Raw genomic sequence first — 20,782 nt, 5'->3', positions numbered from 1 at the left:
ATCACCAGTCACACGCCGCCGCGCCGCTCAGTGACCAGAAACTGCGAAACTGGAGGGTCCTAGATCTCGACCGCTGATCATCTCGCTCTTGGTGCTGCCCCAGACCTCGGCCGCCTACTCAGGAACCGACGTTGAGTAGTTGGGGTGAAACAGATGTCCAAGCAGCAGCATTCTCGCCGGACCGCCATGCATGCCGCCCGAACCGACCAGGACGACAGGTTCCACGATCGCCTGCAGGATGACCGCGTCCGTCCGCGCGCGGGGCGGCAGGCGGTGGGGACCGTTACCAGGGGCAGCCGGGAGTCGGCCGCGTCTGTCGGGTCTGCGTGCTACGACGCCCAGCCGCTACCGGCAGAGATGACCCACTACCCCGCCGGCTACTTCTTGGGCTGACATGGCCACCCCGAACGCCACCGCAAGCCGGAGCCGGCCCCTGGGCCACGTCACTACTGGTCTCGTCGAGTACCGGTACCCGGCGCCACCGGACACGTTTGGGCGCAGACCGCAGCGGGCTCCGACAAGGGTTGTTCGTGACGGGGTGAGCTGGCCCCTTGGGACGAGCGCAGACCTCGCGTGGATCGCGCAAGGCACCACGATCGAGGAGAGGATCGCCTGCGCAGTCCCCGCGGTGTTCGACGCCTACGCCACCGTCATGCTCCCGGAGGACCATGAGCAGACGCGTCACGACCACGCCATCCTGTCCGTGCTGCGCGCCCACTCCGGCGGCCAGCCATGGTGGCTGGGATACCTGGACACCGGTGCCGACGATGTCGTGTTCCCGGACGCACCACGGGTGAGCCTGTACGCGCACTGGCCCTATGTGCTGGTCCGGGCCGGGCCGGCACAGGCGGCAACCTGGCGTCGATGGGACTACGGGTCGTTCTGGTTCGGGCACCTGCCGAACCTCATGTTCCCGGCGGATCGCTCCTGGCTGGTCTCGACGCTGTGGGGCGACGACTGGACCTGTGTCGGAGGCACCACCGCTCTGGTGGACAGCCTGTTGGGCCACGGCATCCTTCGGGAGCGGTCGCGACGGGTCGCACCCGGCCAGGACGCCACCCCGCCGGTGCAGCGGGCGATCTGAGCGAAGACGACCGGGCACGCGGCCCCACGCCAGGCGAGCACCGAACCTGCCCGCAGAGATGGAGCGGCGCGGCCAGTCAGGCCTTGGGCAGCACGCTCAGGTCACCCGTGCGCACAACCTCGTCTGCGACGGCACGCAGCTTGCGGTTGGCGTGCTGGCTAGCCCTCCTCAAGATGTCGAACGCCTCTCCTTCGCTGACCTTGCGGTCGGCCATGACGATGCCGATGGCGGCGCCGATCGTGCGTGACGTGTGCAGGGCGTTCATCAGCTGTTCTGCATGCTCCCTGTTGAGCACGCCGTCGACCTGGAGCTCGCCGATCAGCTCCCGGTCGATATCGACGCGGGTCTCCAGCTCGTCGATCCTCCGGCGGTCGTCGTGGGCTCGTGCCTCGCTCGCGTGCGCTCGGTGGTTGCCCTCGTTCGCCCGGACCAGAAGCGCGTCGATGTCCGCTCGATCGGCCGCGACGCGTGCACCCAGGTCATCGAAGCGGCGCTGCCACTCGGCGTCGCTGTCGCGTTGCTCGGCACCCATCCGTCAAGTATCGCTCCACGGTGACGTTCCCGGCGAGCATGCGGCTGCATCCTGTCGCTGCCGTCCACGGCACGCAGGCCGCGGCATTCGTGAGGGGGTCGGCGCGAGGGGTAGGTTCGTGCTCAGGTGGAGCGCAGGAGTGGTCCCAGAGCCAGCCACCCACCGTCACTCGTCGTCGCGAAGGAGCACGAGGTGGCCGAGGCCGGGCAGCACGACCCGCGACGCGACATCCCGCGCACGGACGTCCTGCTCCGCAACCCGATCCTCGTCGAGGCGGCCCGTCGCCTCGGCCACGTGATCGTCAAGCGGGCCGTCCTCGGCGCGCAACAACGGGCCCGGGACGGCGAGATCGCGCCCGAGGAGGTCGCCGCGGCGGCCGCCACCGACCTCGACGTGCGACAACGGCTACCGACGACGCTGCGCCCGGTCCTCAACGCCACCGGCGTCGTGCTCCACACGAACATCGGCCGCGCACCCCTCACGGAGGGAGCCCGAACCGCCATCGCGCGCGCCTCGGGCTACGTCGACGTCGAGCTCGACCTCGAGACCGGTCGCCGCGCGAGCCGGGGCCGTGGCACCCTGGACGCCCTGCTCGACCGCGTCCCCGCCGCCGGGGCGGCGCTGGTCGTCAACAACGGGGCGGGCGCCCTCGTCCTCGCGACGACAGCGCTCGCCGCGGGTCGGGAGGTCCTGGTCAGCCGGGGCGAGCTGGTCGAGATCGGCGACGGCTTCCGGCTGCCCGACCTCGTCACGTCGACCGGAGCCCGCCTGCACGAGGTCGGCACGACGAACCGCACGACCCTGCGTGACTACGCCGGCGCCGTCGGCCCGGCCACGGCCGCGATCCTCAAGGTCCACCCGAGCAACTTCCGGATCGAGGGGTTCACGAGCGCCGCGAGCATCCCCGGGCTGGCCGGTCTCGCCCGCGACCACCGCCTGCCGCTCGTCGTCGACATCGGCAGCGGCCTGCTCCACCCCGAGCCGCTCCTGCCCGACGAGCCCGATGCCTCGACGGTCCTGACCGACGGCGCCTCCATCGTGACGAGCAGCGGCGACAAGCTGCTCGGCGGCCCGCAGGCGGGTGTGATCCTCGGCGAGGCCGCGGTCGTCGAGCGCCTCCGCCGCCACCCGCTGGCCCGCGCCCTGCGCACCGACAAGCTGACCCTCGCCGCCCTCGAGGCGACACTGCGAGGCGGCCCGACCGTCGCCGAGACGTTCCTGCGCGCCGACCCGGACGCACTGCATGCGCGGTGCGTGCTCCTGGCTGAGGCCGTCGGGGGCCGAGTCGTGCCGAGCGAGGGTGCCGTCGGCGGGGGCGGGGCTCCCGGAGTGACCCTCAGTGGGTGGGCCGTCGCGCTCCCGCAAGGGTATGCCGCTCAGCTGCGTCACGCCGACCCCGCGGTGCTCGCCCGGGTCGAGTCGGGGCTGACGATCGTCGACCTCCGTTGTGTCCCAGCGGAGTCCGACGACGAGCTGATCGCCGCGATCCGGTCCGTGACCGACGCGCTCGAAGCGGGCAGCGCCGCCCAGAAGCCGCGCTGATGCACGTCGTCGCGACGGCGGGGCACGTCGACCACGGCAAGTCGACGCTGGTCCACGCGCTGACCGGGATGGAGCCGGACCGGTGGGCCGAGGAGCGGCGGAGGGGCCTGACGATCGATCTCGGCTATGTCTGGACCACCCTGCCGGAGGTCGGCGAGGTCGCGTTCGTCGACGTCCCGGGCCATCGACGGTTCATCGGCAACATGCTCGCCGGGCTCGGCCCGGTCCCGGCCGTGCTCTTCGTCGTGGCCGCGGACGAGGGCTGGCGCGAGCAGTCCGAGGAGCATCTCGCCGCCGTGGATGCTCTCGGGATCACCCATGGCCTGCTCGCCGTGACCCGCAGCGACCTGGCCGACCCGGGCCCGGCAACGAGCGAGGCCCACGATCGCCTTGCCAGGTCCTCGTTGGGCGATGTTCCCGTCGTGGTGGTCTCCGGCGTCACCGGGGAGGGCCTGGACCGCCTTCGCAGCGCGCTCGCGGAAATGTGCCGATCCCTGCCGGTCCCGAGACCCGACGGGCGCCTCCGGCTCTGGGTGGACCGGGCCTTCACGGTGCGCGGCAGCGGGACCGTCGTGACCGGCACGCTCGGGGCCGGGACCGTGCGGGTCGGAGACCGGCTCGAGGTCGGGCGTCGTGCCGTCACGGTCCGTGGCGTGCAGAGCCTCGGCGAGCCGCTCGACGCGGTCGGGGCGGTCGCGCGAGTGGCCGTGAACCTGCGGGGAGTCGGCACGAGCGAGGTGCACCGGGGCGATGCCCTGCTGACCCCGGGCACCTGGCGAGCAACCACCCTGCTCGACGTACACACCGCCGCATCCGCAGCCCACCTGCCGCGTGAGCTGACCCTCCATGTCGGCACCGCCGGGGTCCGGGCGCGGCTGCGGCCGCTCGAGGCAGGCATCGCGCGACTGACCCTCGAGCGCGCCCTCCCCCTCGAGACCGACGACCGGGCGATCCTGCGGGATCCGGGCGCCGACGATGTCCTCGTCGGCGCCATCGTGCTCGACCCGGCGCCGCCGCCGCTGCGCCGCAGAGGTGCCGCGATCGCCCGGGCCCGGGACCTGGCCCGACCCGCTCCCGACCCGCTCGCCGACGAGGTCCGCCGACGCGGGCATGTCCAGCGCGACGAGCTACTGCTGCTCGGCCTCGATCCCGACGCGGCGCAGCCGCCGGACGGCACCGCGTCGAGCGCCGCAGCCTCGGACGGCACAGCCTCTGACGGCACAGGCTCGGACACCGTCGCCCCGGACACCGCGGGCTCTGACACCGCGGGCTCGGTCACCGTCGCCCAGGGTGTCAGGCGGATCGGCGAGTGGTTCGTCTCGGAGGACGCTTGGCGCGACTGGACAGACGCGCTCGAGGCGGGGACGGCGGCATACGCGACGAGCCACCCGCTCGACCCGCACCCGAGCGAGGCGCACGCGTGCGACGTGGCCGGGATTCCCGATCGCATCGTGCTGCGCGCGGTCGCGGATGCGCTGGGCTACACGCTGCGGGACGGCCGCGTCGTGCGACCCGACGTCGTGCCTGACCTCGGCCGAGCACGCACCGCCGTCGACCGGATCGTCACCCACCTGAGGGAGCACCCCTTCGACGCACCGGAGCAGCACGACCTGCAGGCGGCCGGGCTCGGCCCACGCGAGCTGGCGGCCGCGGAGGCACTCGGCCGTCTCCTGCGGCTGGGTGACGGGCTCGTGGTCCTGCCGACCTCGCCGGCGCGGGCGATGCGCATCCTCGGGTCGCTGCCGCAGCCGTTCACGACGAGCGGGGCGCGGCAGGCTCTCGGCACGACCCGCCGCGTCGCGATCCCGCTGCTCGAGCACCTCGACCGACGCGGCTGGACCCGGCGCCTCGACGGGGTGCACCGCGCGGTGGTCACGCGTCAACCACAGCGGCTGGCTCCTGACCCGTGACGTGGAGGCTGTTCGCGTCGCGTTGGCTGTTCGTCAGCCGGCCACGTACAGCGCGATGACAACCAGCGGCACCACGACGTCCTACCAGAAGATGACCCCGGCATTGCCCGGGCTGACGTTCTTGTCCTCGACCATCTCTCTGACGTGCCCGACGGCCGCGCCCAGGTAGAAGATGCAGAAGGCCACGACGGCTGCCAGCCAGAAGTCCGGTCCGAACGAGCCGCTCATCGCGCCGAGGACGCCGATGCCGAGAGTAGGGAGACCATCACGGTCAGCTACGAGCACGCCCGGGAGCAGACTCACAGCTTCGGCGAAACCGACTCGACCGACCTGCCGGCGGGTTGGATGGGTTGGGTCACCTTCGGCCCCGCCCTACAGGCGGCTACCGGCTCGTTCGCGATCGGCCACCCCGGCGACCGCTACAGCTCCACTATCCTGCCGGGCGCGTGCTTCACCACCCCAAGCCCCACCGGCGTCGTCATCCTGACCGCCTGTCCGATGCAGCAACAGGACGGCGGCTACACGGCGAGCTGCGTTCCCGCCACCGCCAAGGTTCTGGGCACTCGTCCCTACAGCGGTTCGTGACCACCTCGGCCCCGACAGGCCGACCGCCCTAGGCCCCCCGCAGTGTGACGCAGCAACGATTCTCGCCCGGATCGAGGCACGCGCACACGGCGCCGGGGGCCAAGCGGTCGGTGATCCCGGTGATGAGGGCATGGTTCAAGGTGCACACCAGCTCGGTGTGCGCCTGCACGAGGGAATGGAACGGGCAGTTGGCCATGACGACCCGCTCGCCCTCGCGTCGTGGCTCGTAGCCGTGCTCGGCGAGCACCGTGATCACCACGTCGAGGGGATCCTCCTCCGGCCCGGTCGGCCGTGGCGGCCCAACCTCCGCCAGGTCGTCGCGGTCATCGTCGTCGCGGTCAGTGTTGTCGTGGTCATCGTGCCCAGCTCTTCTCACACTCTCGGATGAAGCGGCGCCGGCCCGGCCCTGGGCAGCCACGCCGATGGCGTGCCCATGTGCTGCTGCGGTCGAACGCACCGCCTCCGAGATCGGGATCGAGGCCCGCAGCGACTCGTCGATCGCATCGGCGAGGATCTGGCCGGCCAGCTCGTACTGCCGCTGCGGGAGGGACACCGCGATCTCCCGGTCAGCCCGGCGGTACACCTTCGCGGGTCGCCCCGCGCCCGGTCCGGTGCGCCCGGTGAGGCGGACGTAGCCCGCGACGAGCAGCCCGTCGGCCTCGAGCCGGTCGAGGTGGAACTTCGCCTGGTGCCGGCTGATGCCCACCGCCGCTGCCGCCGCATCGCGCCCGACCGGGCCGGTCTGGGCGCAGACGTGACGGTACAGCTCGCGGCGCACGGGGTCGGCGAGGGCCGCGATCCCGGTGACGTCGTCGTCGAACGACTGCCCACCCTGTTGGTCCATATTTCTATCGGATGAATTCATTGACGCTACGCCCTTCCTCGTCTAACGTTGATCTTATCACCCGTTAGAAGGAAGGGATCATGGCTACAACTCACACCAACAGTGTCGTCGACACGGTCCGGCAGACCGATCCGGCACGGCTCGCCTACACGATGCTGCGCACCATCTTCGCGGTCGCACCGATCCTGTTCGGGCTCGACAAGTTCTTCAACGTGCTCACCTACTGGCCCGGCTACCTGGCCGGGTGGATCGACAACATCGTCCCCGGCAGCGCCCAGACCGACATGTACATCGTGGGCGTCATCGAGATCATCGCCGGGCTCATCGTCTGGTTCCGGCCTCGCATCGGCGCCTGGATCGTCTGCCTCTGGCTGCTCGGGATCATCGTCAACCTGCTGACATACTCCGGCTACTACGACGTCGCCCTGCGCGACTTCGGGCTGCTCGTCAGCGCGCTCGCGCTCGCCATGCTGGCCCGGACGTACGACCGTCCGCTCCGCGCTCACGCAGAACCGCCGAGCCATGAGTGAGTCAGTGGCCGTCAGTGGCCCGCTCACCGACCGTATGCTGCACAGCATCCGCACCCCGAGGCCGCAGGACCGGCTCGAGGTGGCGGCCCGGGCGGCCCGGCAGTTCCTCGAGGCCCTCGGCGTCGACTGCGACACGGTCAGCACCGAGCGCAGCCCGATGCGTATGGCGCGTGCCTACGCCGAGATGCTCACCGCCCGCCCGTTCGAGCTGACCACGTTCCCCAACGACGAGGGGTACGACGAGATGGTCGTCCTGCGCGACATCCCGGTCGCCTCCCTCTGCGAGCACCACCTGCTGCCGTTCACCGGGGTGGCGCACATCGCCTACCTGCCCGGCGACCGGATCCTGGGGCTGTCGAAGCTGGCGCGCGTCGTCGAGATGTTCGCCCGGCGACCCCAGGTCCAGGAACGGCTGACCAAGCAGGTCGCCGACTGGCTCGACGAGCACCTGCACCCGCGGGGGGTCGGCGTCGTCATCGAGGCCGAGCACTCGTGCATGAGCCTGCGCGGCGCCCAGGTCGGAGGTGCCGTGACCCGCACCTCCGCCGTCTCCGGGCTGTTCCGGGAGAGCCACGCGACCCGCTCCGAATTCCTCGACGCCATCCGCTCCTGACGGGCGCCACGTGCCGGCGTCCGTCGCGGCCAGAGCACCGATGAGGCGATGGCCCGTGGCTTCCCAAGCTCCCGTGGCCCCGCCTCCAACCGGGGGGAGGGGTGGGGTCACGGGTACACACATCCACCGATTCGGGACAAGACCAAGCTGACGCCGGCACCACAGAGCCGCGGCTCCGCCGCGACCAAGTCAGCGCCGTGGCCGATGTCAGACCGGCAGCTTCCCACGGGCCAGGCTGTCGCCTGAGTGCGCGGGCTTGTCGTCCAGCGGCTCGCGGGAGATGTCGACGATGGTGTAGCCCTGCTCGAGAAGGTCGGGCTGGATGGGGAACGACGCCGCCTGCTCGCCGCTGCCCAGGATGCCCACGGACACCATCCGCTTCTTGTCGGTGTTGATCAACCAGACTTCGAGGTACTCGTCGTGCGGGGCCTCGAGAGGGGTCGTCTCGATCTTCAGGTTGAGACGGTTGTCCATCCGCAGGACCTGTGCACTGCCCACTCGCTGCTGAGTGTCCAAGGTGTCCAGCGCCACTGACGACACCGTCACTCCGGTCTGGGGCTGCTGGTCGACCAGGCGGCCCCCGAGAATGCCGACGAGCAGTCCGGCGGCTGCAGCGCCGACGGTCCAGCGCAGGAGCCGCTTGTTCTTCATCCATCCGTGAGGTGAGCGTCGCTCCGCGGCGGTCCCGGCATCCGCGGCGGTCCCGGCAGGCGAGATGTGCCCGTCCGACGTGTCGCGCTGGGCGACGGTTCGAAGGGGCGCGGAACTTCGGTGCGGCGCGACGTCCCCGGCGGGTTCGGCGTCGACCTCCGCGACGATCGCTCCCCACACCCCGTCCGGGGGGGCATCCCAGCTCGGAACCGACTCGACGGTCCGCGCCACCGCCAACACATGGCGCACGGCGGCGATGTCGGCGGCGCAGGTGGGGCAGTCGCTGACGTGGTCGGTGACCTCGGCGGGGACCGGCTCGCCGGACGCGAGCGCGGCGAGCATCTCGTCGTCAGGATGAGGCATAGTTGGTCTCCTCGAGGCGGTGGCGCAGACGGGACAGACCGCGGCGGACGTGGCTCTTGACCGTTCCCAACGGCATGTCGAGTTGGCGGGCGATCTCCTCATGGGTGCAGTCCTCCAGGACGAACAGGCGCACGACGGTGCCCCGGGGCTCGCCGAGGTGGTGCAGCTCGTGCACGACGAACAGGCCGTCCACCGCCTCCTCCACCGGGTGTGCCTCGCTCGGGTCGAGGCGAGCCGCGACGGCGGTCACATCACGCACGGCTCTGCGCCGGCCGAGTAGGACGTCGGAGATCCGGTGCCGGGCGATGCCCACGAGCCAGCCGGGAAACACGTCGGGTCCGATCCGTAGCGTCTCTCGGCTGCGCCAGGCGGAGACGAACACCTGCTGGGTGACGTCCTCGGCGTCATGATGGTCCTGCAGTGCCTTGAGGGCGATGGCATACACCAGACCGGCCCAGTGCGTGTACGCCTCGGCGAGGGCCTCGCGGGAGCCGTCACGCAGGCGCTCCGCGATGTCGGTGGCGGCCGACTCGGGCGCGGCGCGGTTGGGCACGCCCACTAACCTAGCCGCGCTCGGGAGCGGCCACGACCACGACGTTGTCCTCATATTGGCCGGATGCCCGGTTGAAGGCGCCACCGCAGGTCAGCAGGTGCAGCTCGGCGGGGCCGTCGCGTGCGAAGACCGCGTCCAGGTCGAGTCGGTCCTTGGGAATCCGCTGCACCGACCGGATGACGTAGCGCAGGGTGCCGCTGCTGGTCTGCAGGGCCACACTGTCGCCCACCTTGGCCTGCCGGAGGTGAGCGAACGGGCCGGCGCCGTCCTTGACCGTGTTCACGTGGGCTACCAGCACTGCGGCGCCGGTGCTCGCTCCAGGACGCGGGCCGAACTTGTACCACCCGGTCTTTCGCAGGTCCTCCGGGATGGCTATCCGGCCCTCCCGGTCGACCCCGACCGGCCGTACGACGACGGAGATTCCCAGCCGCCTGATCGACAGCCGGGTCGGGACCGCTCCTTCGACTGGCTCGGAGGTGCGCCGCGGCTTGGACGTGAGTCGCGGGGTCGGCGCCGCCGTTGCGCTCGGTGAAGTTGCACTCGGTGAGGCCGCCGCGCCCGTGGTGCCCGGGATGGTCGCCTGCTCGGGTGAGGAGGTGGTGGTCAGCGGGCCGGTGGTGCGCAGCGCCGGCTCGTGGGTCCGCGTGGCAAACGCGGTGAGCGCGGCGGTGCAGAGGGCCGCAGCCAGGGCTGCTGCCACCCTCTGCGCGGTCCTGCCAGACGGCATACGGACCGTAGGCTTCCGGTTCATTCTGCCCTGGAGGCGGTCTCGCGTCGTGCCCGACCGCGGGTCAGCATCAGGACCGACAGTGCGGCGACCAGAGCCGCGCCGCTCACGAGCAGCCAGCGACCGGTGTCGTTCGGTGCCGCGGTGCCGGCGGGAATGCCGGTCGGGTTGGAGTGCAGGCCCTTGATGACCTGGACCGCGAGTGCGAGGTTCTTGTCCGTGGCGCTGCCCCAGGCGTAGACGATGGTGTTGGTGCCCTCGGCGAGGTTGAGCGTGGCCGGACCGATGGCGACGGTGGAGGTGCCGGCGAGCACGACATCCGCCTTGATCGTGCTGGCGGGCAGGTCCGCCTTGACCTCCTTCGGGTTGGTCAGGCCCTCGAACGCGACCTTGCCGTCGGCGCGGACGTCGACCGCCGGTGCGGCCGCGTCGTGGCGCACGGTGAGGCGCGCCTTGCCGGCAGCGATCTTCGAGGTGTCGTTGACGTATGGGGTCAGCGCTGGCTTGCCGTCGGCGGTGAGATGTGCGACGACCGTCACGTTCGCGCCCGCCGGTACCTTGGCGCCCTTGGCCTCCACGACGGCGGCGCCGCCCGCGCCGGCGCCGGCCTTGACGACCTTCAGGTCATACGAGCCGGCCGGGACCGTGAGCGGTCCGGCGACGGTCCCCGGCTTGAAGTCGGTCAGCAGTGCCTTGCCGTTGGCATACACGTCGACAGTGGCGCCCGGTATGCCGTGCACGACCGATACCTGTGCGGTGTCGGCTGCCTGGGCCGGCCCGGTGAAGGCCAGTCCGAGGACGGCCAGCGCGATGGCTGCGATAACGCGGAAGAGCTTCATGGTCTCGTCTCCTGTGGTCGGGGTGGGGGGTAGGGGTTCGCTCAGAGGTCGACCGGCCGCAGCACGAAGATGATGCCGTGGGCGATCTGCTTGTTGCCCTTGTTGATGTTCAGGGCGGCGGGGTTGACGAAGGGGTTCACATCATTCGGGTCCCCGTCGCGCAGCTCGATGATCGGCAGGCGCCGCGAGTGGCTGCGCACGGTGATCGTCGCTCCGGTGAACACGGTCTTCTCGGACGGGTACCAGCGTCCGGTCAGGTCCGCCACCAGCGCCTGGAAGGCGCGGTCGTTGGGGATGAACGCCGTCACCGCAGTGTTCCCGTCGGTGAGTACCTTGACGGGACTGTCGGGCTTGGCGGTCAGGACAGCCATGACGGCCTCGGTGAGGATGTCGTAGTCGTACCAGTTCCTGTCGAACTGGTTGCCGTCCGAGGTCAGCACCTGGGCTAGGCTGCGCGCTCCCAGGCTGTGGTGCCGTGTGCCCTGGGCGTTGGCGGCGGGCGCCAGGACTGCGGTCGCCAGGGTTGCGACCGATAGTGCGATCGTGGCTCTGCGAGCAAACATGGTCGTTCCTCTTCGGGGTGGGCGGGTCGCCACGTGGCGACCTACCTCTACTTCCTTCGATAGACCGGCGAGGGATGCACTCAGGGCCCACGTCTTCTCTCCGGGCTGCACGACGGGGCGTCCTCCGTCCAGCGCGCGTATGGGCCACGCACGCCGCCCTTCACCGGCGGTGTCCCGGATCTGTTCATTCCCTCTCGCACAGGCGCCGCCCTCTCAACGGGTCATCGAGTGCCCATCCGCGGCAGCGCGGGCGCCGAATGACTGAGCATGGAACGTCTGCGTCTTGCCTTCTCGGGGGCCCTGGCCGCCGCGCTCGCGATGGCCACCGGGCACCTTCTCGCCGCGCTGACCGCACCGTCCGCCTCGCCGGTGCTCGCCGTCGGCAGTGCTGTCATCGACCTGACGCCGACGCCGGTCAAGGAGTGGGCGGTGGCCCACTTCGGCACCGCGGACAAGGCGGTCCTCGTCGGTGGCGTCCTATTGGTGACTCTCGTCGTGGCGGTGCTCGCCGGCCTGCTCAGCCGCCGACACCCGTGGGTGGGACCGGCCCTGTTCCTGTCCCTCGGCGCGCTGTCCGGTCTCGCCGCGCTGTCCCGCCCCGTGGTTTCTGCCGCCGACCTCGTCCCGGCTCTGGTTGCCACGGTGACCGGCCTGGCCACCTTCGCCGTGCTGACCCGACTCGCCCGCCGAGAGCGTGGCTCGGGAGCAGTGACGCGCAGGGGGTTCCTGCTCGGCTCGCTCGGTGCGGCCGCGAGCACCGTCGCGCTGCTGGCTGTCGCCCGCGCGCAGGCGACAGGTCAGGCCGTCCGCCGGCTCGTGCTGCCCAGGCCGGCCAGCCCCGCCGGCCCCCTCCCGGTCGGGCTGGAGACCACGTCCCGGGTGTCTCGCCGCTGCGGACCCCGGTCGACACCTTCTACCGCGTCGACGCCAACCTCACCGTCCCCGATGTCGACCCCGCGATGTGGGCGCTGAGGGTCGACGGGATGGTCGAGCAGCCGTTCAGGCTGACCATGGACGAGCTGCTCGCGATGCCCGTCATCGAGCGCGACATCACGATGACCTGTGTCTCCAACGAGGTGGGCGGACCCTATGTCGGCGCGGCCCGTTGGCTCGGTGTCCGCCTGACAGATGTGCTTGGTCGGGCCGGAGTGAGGGGCCGGCCCGACCAAGTGCTCAGCACCGCTGTCGACGGCTTCACGATCAGCACCCCGCTCGCGGTCGCCACGGACGGACGCGACGCCATGATCGCCGTCGGCATGAACGGCGCAGCGCTGCCACCGATCCACGGCTTCCCGGCCCGGCTGCTGGTGCCTGGCCTCTACGGGTTCGTCGGAGCCACGAAATGGCTGACGAAGCTGACCCTCACCACCTACGCCGCCGAACAGGCCTACTGGACCCGGCGGCAGTGGGCGACCGACGCACCGGTCAAGACCGGCTCGCGCATCGACACACCCGCTCCGCTGTCCACGATCCCGGCGGGGCGGACCGCCGTCGGCGGTGTCGCCTGGGCCCAGCACCGCGGCATCTCGCGAGTCGAGGTCCGCATCGACGGCGCGCAGTGGCAACCCGCGCGGCTCGGCCCCGACGTCGGGATCGACTACTGGCGCCAGTGGTGGTTCCCCTGGGACGCGATCTCCGGGACGCACCGACTCGCCGTCCGCGCCACCGATGGCCGTGGCGTGACCCAGCCCGCGACGAGGGCCACGCCGTTCCCCGACGGGGCGAGCGGCATACCCGAGACCGTCATGACCGTCGCGTGAAGAACCTTGGGCAGCAGGCAATCTGGCACGCCGGCCACTCCGAACCACTCATCACAGTCAACTCGACCAAGGAGACCATCATGAAGAACCGCACCGCCCTCATCGCCCTCGCCGTCGCACTGCCGCTCGGCCTGGCCGCCTGCAGCAGCGACGCGAGCAGCGCGTCGGCTGACAAGCCGATGACCTCGAGCGCCGCGGCACCGACGACCTCAGCAGCGCCCATGCCGAGCACCAGCTCAGAGATGGCGGACCCGGCCGCGCAGGTCTTCGGCGACGCCTGCTCGGCCGTGCCCAAGGACGGCAAGGGCTCGTTCACCGGCATGGCAACCGACCCCGTCGCGACGGCCGCGAGCAACAACCCGCTCCTGTCGACCCTGGTCACCGCGGTCAAGACGGCCGGCCTGGTCGACACGCTCAACTCGGGCAAGGACATCACCGTCTTCGCGCCCACGAACGCCGCCTTCGCCAAGATCCCGGGGGCCGACCTGAAGAAGGTGCTCGCCGACAAGCCAACGCTGACCAAGGTCCTGACCAACCACGTCGTCGCCGGACGGCTCTCGCCGGACCAGCTCGCCGGGGAGCACATGACCCTCGCCGGCACGACGATCACCGTCAGCGGGTCCGGGCAGGACTTCACCGTCGGCAAGGACGCCCACGTCATCTGCGGCAACGTCCCGACGGGGAACGCGACCGTCTACATCATCGACTCGGTGCTCATGCCCTGAGCGCCATGATGGAACCCGTGTCCCGCTTCTTCGCAGCCCGCACCCCCGGCACCCCGTCGGGGGAGTCGGCCATGGGCCGGGACCTTGCGACGCTGTTGCGACGCTCGGCAGCGGGAGACGAGGGCGCCTTCGCCCAGCTGTATGACGCCGTCGCACCTCGCGTGTTCGGCCTCGTCCGGCGCGTCGTGCGCGACCGCGCGCAGTCCGAGGAGGTCACCCAGGAGGCCTTCCTCGAGGTGTGGCGCAGCGCGAGTCGCTTCGACGCCAGCCGGGGCAGCGCCCTGTCCTGGATCCTCATGATCGCGCACCGCAAGGCCGTCGACCGGGTCCGCTCCGCCGAGGCCGCCCGCGGCCGCGAGGAACACTACGGCGCCACGAGCGGCGAGGTCGAGCACGACTCCACCGCCGAGCAGGTGAGCCTTCGGCTGGACGCCCAACGCGTCCATCGCGCCCTCGCCAACCTCACGAAGGCACAGCGGAACGCGCTCGAGCTGGCCTACCTCGGCGGCTACACCCACACCGAGATCGCGGCACTGCTCGACCTGCCACTCGGCACCGCCAAGACCAGGATCCGTGACGGCCTGATCTGGCTACGCGACACCCTGGGGGTGACCTCGTGAACGACGACATCCACGCGCTGTCCGGTGCCTATGCGGTCGATGCGCTGGACCCCGAGGAACGCGTGCACTTCGAGCGGCACCTGCACGGGTGTGTTGCCTGCCAGGAAGAGGTGGCCAGCCTGCGGGCCACAGCCGCCGAGCTCGCCGGCCTGGCCGAGACCGCGCCACCACCGGCGCTGCGCGACGCCATCATGCGGCAGATCCCCACGATCCGCCCCCTGCCACCGGCACGGGCCGAGACGGCGAACCAGCCAACCGGTTCCCCACCGGCCGACCGGGCAGCAACGGCTTCAACCCGGGCCCGGCCCACCCAGCCGCGCCGACGGTCCCGGCTCCTCGCCGCCGTCGCCGCGGCCCTCCTCGTCATCGGCGGTCTGGCCGTCTGGCGAGCGGTCGACACGACGAGGCCACCCACCGTCGCCCAGCAGGTCCTCGACGCGCCCGACGCCGCCCGCGTGGCCCACATCCTGCCGGACGGCGCCACCGCAACCATCGTGCGCTCGAAGGACGTCGGCCGGGCCGTCCTGGTGACCTCGCAGCTGCCGCCAGCCCCGCCCGGCAAGGTCTACCAGCTGTGGCTGCAGGACCCAGCCGGCTCCCTGCACCCCGCAGGTCTGCTCACCGGCAGCGGCGACCAGGTCTTCGTGCTGACCGCTGACGCGAGTGACGCCGCCGGAGCAGGAATCACCGTCGAACCCGCCGGCGGATCCCCGCAACCGACGAGCCAGCCACTGGCCCTCTTCACGTTCACCTGACCGGTTTCACCCTCGTACTCGTCAGGAGCGCGGGTTGCGGCGGGCGATGGCGGCTGTCAGCGCGGTGGCGAAGGCGGTCCATGCCGGGTAGGGCAGCAGGCGGTTGCGACGTCCCGTGCGTGACCTGCCGGCCCGGCGGGCGAGGTCGGCGCAGCTGATGGTCAGCAGCGCGCTCTCGGCTGCGGCCGCCCAGGGTCGGCGGAGCCGCCAGAAGATGACGCTCCAGCCGGTATTGAGGGCCAGGTTCGCGTACAGGGCGCGGCGGTAGGCCGCAGCCTCGGGCCCTCGGCCGTGCGCCTCGAGGTCGGTCAGGACTGCGGCGGACGTCGCGGCGATGTCGGCGTAGAGAGCGGTCCACACGACGGGGAAGGCCACCTGAGGTGGTTGCCACGGCGGCAGGTCGAGCGCCTTGTACCAGTCTGCGCCCGCCGTCGTCGCCAGCGAGCCCGCCATGGCCGCGGCAGCGGTCACCGCGGATGTCATCGCGAGGTTACGCGGCCCGGGATCAGGTGGGGTGCCGCACATGGAGGCGCGGACCGCGTCGTCGAAGGGGGTCAGCCCTTCCGGCGGGTCGGGGACGAGCTCGCGGATGTCCTCCTCGGCGCAGACGACCTCGTGGATGAGGGAGTCGACCAGCGGCCGCGCGAGCCGCATGTCGAGCGGCGTGACGAGCCCGATCCACAGGCTCGCCAGGCGCGGTGTCAACACCGGCACGGTGGCGATCAGAGGCCGCCGGTGGCCGGTCAGCGTCGCGTGCCGGCGCAGCATCTGCGCATAGGTCAGGATGTCGGGGCCGCCGATGTCGAAGCTCCGGCTCACGCCGTCGGGTAGGTCTGCGGCGCCGGTGAGGTAGTGGATGACGTCGCCGACGGCGATCGGCTGGACCCGGTTGCGCAGCCAGCGCGGGGTGATCATGACCGGCAGTCGCGCCGAGAGGTGGCGCAGCATGTCGAACGATGCGGATCCGGTGCCGAGCACGACAGCCGCCTGCAGGACGGCGGTCGGCACGCCGGAGCCGAGCAGGATGCGCCCGACCTCCTCGCGGGAGGCCAGGTGGTTGGACAGCGGCTCACCGCTGGGATGCAGCCCGCCCAGGTAGACGATCCGGCGGACGTGGGCCTGGCGCGCCGACCGTGCGAAGTCCCGCGCGATGGACCGGTCGCGTTCGGCGAAGTCGGCATCCGATCCCATGGAGTGGATCAGGTAGTAGGCGACGTGCACGCCGGCCAGGGCCCGGTCCAGGTCCGCCGACGACCCGGCGTCTGCCTCGACGACCTCGACGTCGTGCTGCCACGAGGCAGGCTCCAGGCGTGCGGCGCGGCGCACGAGGACCCGGACCGTCCAGCCGTCCTTGAGCAGGGCTGGCACGAGCCGGCGGCCGATGTAGCCGGTCGCGCCGGTGACCAGCGCGACGCCGCGAGCGGAATCGGCGGGCGGTGGCGGGGTCGTCGCGTTCACGCGTGCGGTGGGATCGGTGGGCATGGGAGTCACCTCGCGAGGTTGAGGGCTGGGGCAAGGAGCAGGAGCATGCCGGTCGACCACGTGACGTGGGTGATGGCCGGGCCGAGCACGCCACCGGTGACGCGGCGCTGCAGCGCGGTCACGAGGCCGAGCACGAGGGCTGCCAGGACGAGCAGCGGCACGCCGCTGCCCAGTGTCGTCAGGGCGTAGAGCGTCGTGGTGCCCGCGATCGCGTGGTTGGCGGGGAGGGCGGTCTGCAGTGCGCCGCGGAAGAAGAGCTCCTCGGCGACGCCGCTCGTGGTGGTCAGGGCGAGGACGACGGGCAACGGGCCGGCCCGGCCGTGCTCGAGCAGGGCAAGGACGGGGTTTCGCAGCAGCGGCATCCGGGCCACGAGCACGGCTCCGGCCAGGAAGACCGCGAGCAGCAGCACGGCCAGCGCCAGGGACTGGACGATCGGCCGGGACCGTCCGCCGGCGCGGGTGTGCCCGGAGCCGAGGTGCAGCGGGCCGGACGCGAAGGCCCCGCCCGTCCAGAGCGCGCCCAGGGCGAAACCCAGCGGGAGGAAGAGCGGGCTGCCGGCCTCGAGGCGCAGCGTCACGGCCAGGACGGCCCCGCCGGCCGCGATGGTCACCGCGGCCACGATGCGGCGACGTCGCACCTCTCGTGGGTCGGACTCGCGCGCCTCGGTAGGCACCGGCTGCACCAGGGCAGCGTGCAGGAACCGCCTCACCTCCCAGACCGGGGAGATCATCGGTGGCTCCCTCTCACCTCGGTGAGGCGGGCGAGTGCCTCACGGCGTTCCTCGGCGTGCTCGACGATGCGGTGTGGGTAGCCGTGCACGTAGCCGTCCCGATGCCGCCACGGCTCGTGCACCGCCGAACCGACCAGATGCGCCAGCTCGGGAACCCAGCGCCGCACGTAGGCGCCGTCGGGGTCGAAGCGCAGCCCTTGGGTGACCGGGTTGAAGATTCGGTAGTACGGTGCGGCGTCGGTCCCGGTGCCCGCCGTCCATTGCCAGCCGTGGTTGTTCGAGGCGATGTCGCCGTCGACCAGGTGTTGCAGGAAGTGCCGCGCCCCGACCGGCCACCAGGTGTGCAGGTCCTTGACGAGGAAGCTCGCCGTGACCATCCGCAGCCGGTTGTGCATGCAGCCCTCGGCGAGCAGCTGTCGCATGCCGGCGTCGACGAAGGGGTAGCCGGTCCGTCCGGCCCGCCATGCCCCGACGAGGTCGGAGTCCTTGTCGTAGCGCATCCCTCGCAGCTCGCCGCGCCAGTCACGCCAGGCCGAGCCCGGGTCGTGCCAGAGGACGTCGGCGTAGAACTCGCGCCACGCGAGCTCGGTCACGAAGCGGTCGACGGCGCTCGTGTTCGCGGCGTCGCGGCGTCGCGCGAGGTCGCTGAGCAGGGTGCGCGGGTGCACCTCGCCGTACTTGAGCGGGACCGACATCCGGCTCGTCGCGTCGTGGTCGGGACGGTCACGATCGTGCGCGTATGACGTGAGCCTCGTCTCGAGGAACGCCTCCCACCGAGCGAGCGCGGCGTGTTCCCCGGCCTCGCCCGGTCGGGCCCTGTTTGCCGCGTCGACGGACTCGCTGGGGACGGCGCGGCGCCAGACGATCTCCGCACACCCGGCCGGTGCCGCCCAGCCATGGTCGCGCCACGCCTTGGCGAAGGGCGTGAAGACACGGTAGGGCGCGCCCTGAGCGGAACGGACGAGACCCGGCTGGACGGCATACGGGCTGCCCGTTCGGATCAGCCGAACACCCATGGTGTCGAGCCGGGCAGCGACGGAAGCGTCCCGGCGCCGTCCGTACGGCGTCGACTCGGCGGAGACGTGAACCTCGCGGGCGCCGACTTCGGCGGCGACGGCCGGCACCAGATCGGCCGGGTTGCCGGTGCGCACGACGAGGGCTTGGGCCAGGTCCGCACGGAGTGCGGCGACCGACGCGATGAGGCGCTCCGTCCGCGCGCCGGCGGAGCCGAGCAGCCGGGAGTCGAGGATGAAGAGCGGCAACACCCGGTCTGCCCGCTCTGCCGCGGCCAGCAGCGCGGGATGGTCGCCGCGGCGCAGGTCGCGGCGAAACCACAGGATGCTCGTGGTCACGACGTCCCCGACCTCGCGAGGCGGCCGGCGATGGCGTCCCAGGCCCGGACGGGTAGCACGGACGCGGCTTTCATGAGCAGGGCCATGGGCAGCGGGAAGACGATCTCGTGGTCGCCGCGCTCGAGCCCGTCGGCGATGGCGTGCGCGGCCTGGTCCGGGTCGATGAGGAAGGGCATGGGGAACGTGTTGGCCTCGGTCATCTCGGTGCGCACGAAGCCCGGAGCGACAGTGGTGACGCGGATCCCTTTGCCGGACAGGGAGACCCGGAGGGACTCGAGGAGGTTGAGCTGGGCCGCCTTGGTTGCCCCGTAGGCTTCCGCGCCGGCGAGTCCGCGGTAGCCGGCGACCGAGGCGATGCCGACGAGGTGTCCGGCTCGGTCTGCGACCATGGGCGGCAGGACGACGGCGAGCAGGTTGTTCAGGCCGAGCAGGTTGACCTCGATGTGCCGGGCGAAGGCCTGACGGTCCCATTCGAGCGCGTCGAACTGCTGCCACGTGCCTGCACTCCAGACGACCAGGTCCACTGCGCCGAGTCGCTCGCGGACGGTGTCGGCCGCCCGGGCCGTGCCCTCCGGGTCGGTGACGTCGCACGGTGACACGACCATGTGACCTTGGGACACCGCCTCGAGCCGGTCCTCGCGTCGGGCGCTGATCGCGACGTGTGCACCGCGGGCGAGCAGCTCGCTCGCGAGGGCCGCGCCGATCCCGCTCGAGGCGCCGACCACCCAACAGCGTTGTCCGGCCAGTCGCGGTGCCCGGCTCATGAGTCGCTCCGCGTCCCGGCGGGTTCGAGGCGCAGCTGGGCGACGTCGAGGTAGCCGGCCCGGAAGCCTGCCTCGCTGTAGGCGAGGTAGAACTCCCAGGTGCGGCGGAAGTCCTCGTCGAACCGTTCTGACCGGATCGTCGGCCACGCGGCGAGGAAGCTTCCCCGCCACCGGTGCAGGGTCTCGGCGTAGTCGTCGCCGAAGGCGTGCTCGCGGGTCAGGCGCAGCCCTGCCGCAGCGGCGTGCTGCCTGATCGCGGTCGTCGACGGGATGATCCCGCCGGGGAAGATGTGCTTCTGGATCCACCCGTGGGAGTGGCGGGTCGCGAGGTAGCGCTCGTGAGAGATGAGGATCGACTGCATCGCGATGGCGCCGCCCGGGTGCAGCAGTCGCGCAAGCGTGGCGAAGTAGTCGGGCCAGTACTGTTCGCCGACGGCCTCGATCATCTCGATGCTGACGACCGCGTCGTAGCCGCCGGTGATGTCGCGGTAGTCCTGGACCACGACCGCGACCTGCCCGGTGAGGCCGGCGGCGGCGATGCGTTCTCGGGCGAGGTCCGCCTGCTCGACCGAGAGGGTGACCGTCGTGACGGCGGCGCCGCGGCGGGCCGCCTCGATGGCCAGGCTTCCCCAGCCGGTGCCGATCTCGAGCAGGCGAGTGCCGGAGCGGACTCTGGCGAGGTCGAGGGCTGCGTGGACCTTGCGCCGCTGCGCGGCGGCGAGGGTCTGCTCCTCGATCGGCCGACGATGGTCGAAGAGGCCGGAGCTGTAGGTCAGGGTCGGGTCGAGGAAGGCTGCGAACAGGTCGTTGCCGAGGTCGTAGTGGGCGGCGACGTTCTGCTTCGTGTGGGCGCGGGAGCCGCGCTGCGTGTCCGGGATCGGCCGGTCGACCAGCCGCCGCAGCCGCAGCAACCAGCCCGGCAGAGCCCCCCCGACGTGCTCGGCGAAGGGGGTGAGCGCATCCGCGAGGTCGGTGCCCGGCGCGGCGCGCCACTCGCCCGCCGTGTATCCCTCGCCGATGCCGAACTTGGGCCCCAGGGCCAGCCGGCGGTAGAACGCCTCGGGCGCCGCGAGCTCGATCCGGGGACGTGGCGAGACACCGCGAACATCCCGGGACCGTCCCGGGCGTTGACGTCGTGGCGGCCGTTGGCCCAGCAGGCTCCCGTCCGGCAGGGCGAGGTCGACAGGCACCCGACTGGCCGCGGTCCGGAACAGGATCCGGGCGAGGCAACCACGGGCCCCGAGACGGACCCGGGCT

At 71.6% G+C, this 20,782-nt stretch carries 25 protein-coding genes; 12 read left to right on the top strand and 13 right to left on the bottom strand.

Annotated features, from left to right (window positions below; all coding sequences use genetic code 11):
* Positions 1-153 precede the first annotated feature (153 nt).
* A complete protein-coding gene (locus L0H79_RS10715) occupies positions 154-393 on the top strand; it encodes a hypothetical protein (RefSeq protein WP_301484589.1) in 240 nt (79 codons plus the stop codon).
* A gap of 145 nt (positions 394-538) precedes the next feature.
* Positions 539-1,084, top strand: coding sequence for a hypothetical protein (locus tag L0H79_RS10710; protein WP_301484588.1), 546 nt, complete (start codon positions 539-541; stop codon positions 1,082-1,084).
* Between the two features lie 76 nt (positions 1,085-1,160).
* Here L0H79_RS10710 and L0H79_RS10705 read toward each other — a convergent pair whose 3' ends face one another.
* On the bottom strand, positions 1,161-1,616 hold the full coding sequence (locus tag L0H79_RS10705) for an ANTAR domain-containing protein (RefSeq protein ID WP_301484587.1): 456 nt from the start codon (positions 1,614-1,616) through the stop codon (positions 1,161-1,163).
* 192 nt (positions 1,617-1,808) lie between these two features.
* On the opposite strand from L0H79_RS10705, the gene selA reads away from it, so the two are divergent.
* Both selA and selB read left to right on the top strand, forming a co-directional pair.
* Complete coding sequence (gene selA / locus L0H79_RS10700) at positions 1,809-3,158, top strand: L-seryl-tRNA(Sec) selenium transferase (protein ID WP_301484586.1); 1,350 nt, start codon at positions 1,809-1,811, stop codon at positions 3,156-3,158.
* Positions 3,158-5,068 carry a selenocysteine-specific translation elongation factor gene (selB, locus tag L0H79_RS10695; RefSeq protein ID WP_301484585.1) on the top strand — a complete coding sequence of 637 codons (1,911 nt, stop codon included), beginning with the start codon at positions 3,158-3,160 and terminating at the stop codon, positions 5,066-5,068. The genes selA and selB overlap by 1 nt, the downstream gene beginning before the upstream one ends.
* Positions 5,069-5,149: 81 nt before the next feature.
* Here the strand turns inward: selB and L0H79_RS10690 are convergent, their stop codons facing one another.
* A complete protein-coding gene (locus tag L0H79_RS10690; RefSeq protein ID WP_301484584.1) occupies positions 5,150-5,371 on the bottom strand; it encodes a DUF6790 family protein in 222 nt (73 codons plus the stop codon).
* 42 nt (positions 5,372-5,413) lie between these two features.
* Between L0H79_RS10690 and L0H79_RS10685 the strand changes: the two genes are divergently transcribed.
* Positions 5,414-5,653 (top strand): hypothetical protein, encoded by a 240-nt coding sequence (locus L0H79_RS10685; RefSeq protein WP_301484583.1) that lies wholly within the window; start codon positions 5,414-5,416, stop codon positions 5,651-5,653.
* A gap of 28 nt (positions 5,654-5,681) precedes the next feature.
* On the opposite strand, the gene L0H79_RS10680 is transcribed toward L0H79_RS10685, so the two are convergent.
* Positions 5,682-6,497, bottom strand: coding sequence for a metalloregulator ArsR/SmtB family transcription factor (locus L0H79_RS10680; RefSeq protein WP_301484582.1), 816 nt, complete (start codon positions 6,495-6,497; stop codon positions 5,682-5,684).
* Positions 6,498-6,577: 80 nt separating this feature from the next.
* Here L0H79_RS10680 and L0H79_RS10675 point away from each other — a divergent pair, with 80 nt between their 5' ends.
* Complete coding sequence (locus L0H79_RS10675) at positions 6,578-7,027, top strand: hypothetical protein (RefSeq protein WP_301484581.1); 450 nt, start codon at positions 6,578-6,580, stop codon at positions 7,025-7,027.
* A gap of 34 nt (positions 7,028-7,061) precedes the next feature.
* Entirely contained in the window at positions 7,062-7,640 is a 579-nt protein-coding gene (folE, locus tag L0H79_RS10670) for a GTP cyclohydrolase I FolE (RefSeq protein ID WP_301484591.1), read from the top strand.
* Positions 7,641-7,847: 207 nt separating this feature from the next.
* Here the strand turns inward: folE and L0H79_RS10665 are convergent, their stop codons facing one another.
* The 5 genes from L0H79_RS10665 to L0H79_RS10645 are packed head-to-tail and all read right to left on the bottom strand — an operon-like array spanning position 7,848 to position 11,336.
* The gene (locus L0H79_RS10665; RefSeq protein ID WP_301484580.1) at positions 7,848-8,654 is read right to left on the bottom strand and encodes an anti-sigma factor; all 807 of its coding nucleotides are present in this window, start codon (positions 8,652-8,654) and stop codon (positions 7,848-7,850) included.
* A complete protein-coding gene (locus L0H79_RS10660) occupies positions 8,641-9,207 on the bottom strand; it encodes an RNA polymerase sigma factor (RefSeq protein ID WP_301484579.1) in 567 nt (188 codons plus the stop codon). Before L0H79_RS10660 ends, L0H79_RS10665 begins: the two co-directional genes overlap by 14 nt.
* A 10-nt stretch (positions 9,208-9,217) precedes the next feature.
* A complete protein-coding gene (locus tag L0H79_RS10655) occupies positions 9,218-9,907 on the bottom strand; it encodes a class F sortase (RefSeq protein ID WP_301484578.1) in 690 nt (229 codons plus the stop codon).
* A gap of 47 nt (positions 9,908-9,954) precedes the next feature.
* Complete coding sequence (locus L0H79_RS10650) at positions 9,955-10,773, bottom strand: DUF4397 domain-containing protein (protein WP_301484577.1); 819 nt, start codon at positions 10,771-10,773, stop codon at positions 9,955-9,957.
* A gap of 41 nt (positions 10,774-10,814) precedes the next feature.
* Positions 10,815-11,336, bottom strand: a complete 522-nt coding sequence (locus tag L0H79_RS10645; RefSeq protein WP_301484576.1) for a fasciclin domain-containing protein — start codon at positions 11,334-11,336, stop codon at positions 10,815-10,817.
* 267 nt (positions 11,337-11,603) lie between these two features.
* On the opposite strand from L0H79_RS10645, the gene L0H79_RS10640 reads away from it, so the two are divergent.
* The 5 genes from L0H79_RS10640 to L0H79_RS10620 all read left to right on the top strand — a co-directional run bounded on the left by L0H79_RS10640 (position 11,604) and on the right by L0H79_RS10620 (position 15,196).
* Positions 11,604-12,308, top strand: a complete 705-nt coding sequence (locus tag L0H79_RS10640) for a hypothetical protein (RefSeq protein ID WP_301484575.1) — start codon at positions 11,604-11,606, stop codon at positions 12,306-12,308.
* 11 nt (positions 12,309-12,319) lie between these two features.
* Positions 12,320-13,096, top strand: a complete 777-nt coding sequence (locus tag L0H79_RS10635; protein ID WP_301484574.1) for a molybdopterin-dependent oxidoreductase — start codon at positions 12,320-12,322, stop codon at positions 13,094-13,096.
* An 80-nt stretch (positions 13,097-13,176) separates the two neighbouring features.
* Positions 13,177-13,821, top strand: coding sequence for a fasciclin domain-containing protein (locus L0H79_RS10630; RefSeq protein WP_301484572.1), 645 nt, complete (start codon positions 13,177-13,179; stop codon positions 13,819-13,821).
* A gap of 17 nt (positions 13,822-13,838) precedes the next feature.
* A complete protein-coding gene (gene sigK / locus L0H79_RS10625) occupies positions 13,839-14,441 on the top strand; it encodes an ECF RNA polymerase sigma factor SigK (RefSeq protein WP_367652459.1) in 603 nt (200 codons plus the stop codon).
* A complete protein-coding gene (locus tag L0H79_RS10620; protein ID WP_301484571.1) occupies positions 14,438-15,196 on the top strand; it encodes an anti-sigma factor in 759 nt (252 codons plus the stop codon). The genes sigK and L0H79_RS10620 overlap by 4 nt, the downstream gene beginning before the upstream one ends.
* A 21-nt stretch (positions 15,197-15,217) precedes the next feature.
* On the opposite strand, the gene L0H79_RS10615 is transcribed toward L0H79_RS10620, so the two are convergent.
* From L0H79_RS10615 to L0H79_RS10595, 5 genes are all read right to left on the bottom strand, one after another.
* Positions 15,218-16,678: a tryptophan-rich sensory protein gene (locus tag L0H79_RS10615; protein ID WP_301484570.1), complete on the bottom strand. Its 1,461-nt coding sequence runs from the start codon at positions 16,676-16,678 to the stop codon at positions 15,218-15,220.
* Positions 16,679-16,683: 5 nt separating this feature from the next.
* Entirely contained in the window at positions 16,684-17,409 is a 726-nt protein-coding gene (locus L0H79_RS10610) for a CPBP family glutamic-type intramembrane protease (RefSeq protein WP_301484569.1), read from the bottom strand.
* A complete protein-coding gene (locus L0H79_RS10605; protein ID WP_301484568.1) occupies positions 17,406-18,761 on the bottom strand; it encodes a deoxyribodipyrimidine photo-lyase in 1,356 nt (451 codons plus the stop codon). The genes L0H79_RS10610 and L0H79_RS10605 overlap by 4 nt, the downstream gene beginning before the upstream one ends.
* Complete coding sequence (locus tag L0H79_RS10600) at positions 18,758-19,525, bottom strand: SDR family oxidoreductase (RefSeq protein WP_301484567.1); 768 nt, start codon at positions 19,523-19,525, stop codon at positions 18,758-18,760. Before L0H79_RS10600 ends, L0H79_RS10605 begins: the two co-directional genes overlap by 4 nt.
* Positions 19,522-20,782 (bottom strand): cyclopropane-fatty-acyl-phospholipid synthase family protein (locus L0H79_RS10595; RefSeq protein ID WP_301484566.1); only part of this gene is annotated, 1,261 nt, incomplete at its 5' end. The genes L0H79_RS10600 and L0H79_RS10595, both read right to left, overlap by 4 nt.

This window comes from Intrasporangium sp. (assembly GCF_030452765.1).
In the GTDB taxonomy this organism is placed as follows: Bacteria; Actinomycetota; Actinomycetes; order Actinomycetales; family Dermatophilaceae; genus Intrasporangium_A.
This window is presented reverse-complemented; position numbering and strand designations above follow the sequence as displayed.

Coding starts and splice junctions, on each gene's coding strand:
- L0H79_RS10630 (WP_301484572.1), top strand. CDS start 13,177: ATGAAGAACCGCACCGCCCTCATCGCCCTCGCCGTCGCACTGCCGCTC.
- L0H79_RS10635 (WP_301484574.1), top strand. CDS start 12,320: ATGGTCGAGCAGCCGTTCAGGCTGACCATGGACGAGCTGCTCGCGATG.
- L0H79_RS10685 (WP_301484583.1), top strand. CDS start 5,414: ATGGGTTGGGTCACCTTCGGCCCCGCCCTACAGGCGGCTACCGGCTCG.
- L0H79_RS10645 (WP_301484576.1), bottom strand. CDS start 11,336: ATGTTTGCTCGCAGAGCCACGATCGCACTATCGGTCGCAACCCTGGCG.
- L0H79_RS10640 (WP_301484575.1), top strand. CDS start 11,604: ATGGAACGTCTGCGTCTTGCCTTCTCGGGGGCCCTGGCCGCCGCGCTC.
- L0H79_RS10705 (WP_301484587.1), bottom strand. CDS start 1,616: ATGGGTGCCGAGCAACGCGACAGCGACGCCGAGTGGCAGCGCCGCTTC.
- L0H79_RS10610 (WP_301484569.1), bottom strand. CDS start 17,409: ATGATCTCCCCGGTCTGGGAGGTGAGGCGGTTCCTGCACGCTGCCCTG.
- L0H79_RS10615 (WP_301484570.1), bottom strand. CDS start 16,678: ATGCCCACCGATCCCACCGCACGCGTGAACGCGACGACCCCGCCACCG.
- L0H79_RS10650 (WP_301484577.1), bottom strand. CDS start 10,773: ATGAAGCTCTTCCGCGTTATCGCAGCCATCGCGCTGGCCGTCCTCGGA.
- selB (WP_301484585.1), top strand. CDS start 3,158: ATGCACGTCGTCGCGACGGCGGGGCACGTCGACCACGGCAAGTCGACG.
- folE (WP_301484591.1), top strand. CDS start 7,062: ATGCTGCACAGCATCCGCACCCCGAGGCCGCAGGACCGGCTCGAGGTG.
- L0H79_RS10715 (WP_301484589.1), top strand. CDS start 154: ATGTCCAAGCAGCAGCATTCTCGCCGGACCGCCATGCATGCCGCCCGA.
- L0H79_RS10665 (WP_301484580.1), bottom strand. CDS start 8,654: ATGCCTCATCCTGACGACGAGATGCTCGCCGCGCTCGCGTCCGGCGAG.
- L0H79_RS10600 (WP_301484567.1), bottom strand. CDS start 19,525: ATGAGCCGGGCACCGCGACTGGCCGGACAACGCTGTTGGGTGGTCGGC.
- L0H79_RS10680 (WP_301484582.1), bottom strand. CDS start 6,497: ATGGACCAACAGGGTGGGCAGTCGTTCGACGACGACGTCACCGGGATC.
- L0H79_RS10675 (WP_301484581.1), top strand. CDS start 6,578: ATGGCTACAACTCACACCAACAGTGTCGTCGACACGGTCCGGCAGACC.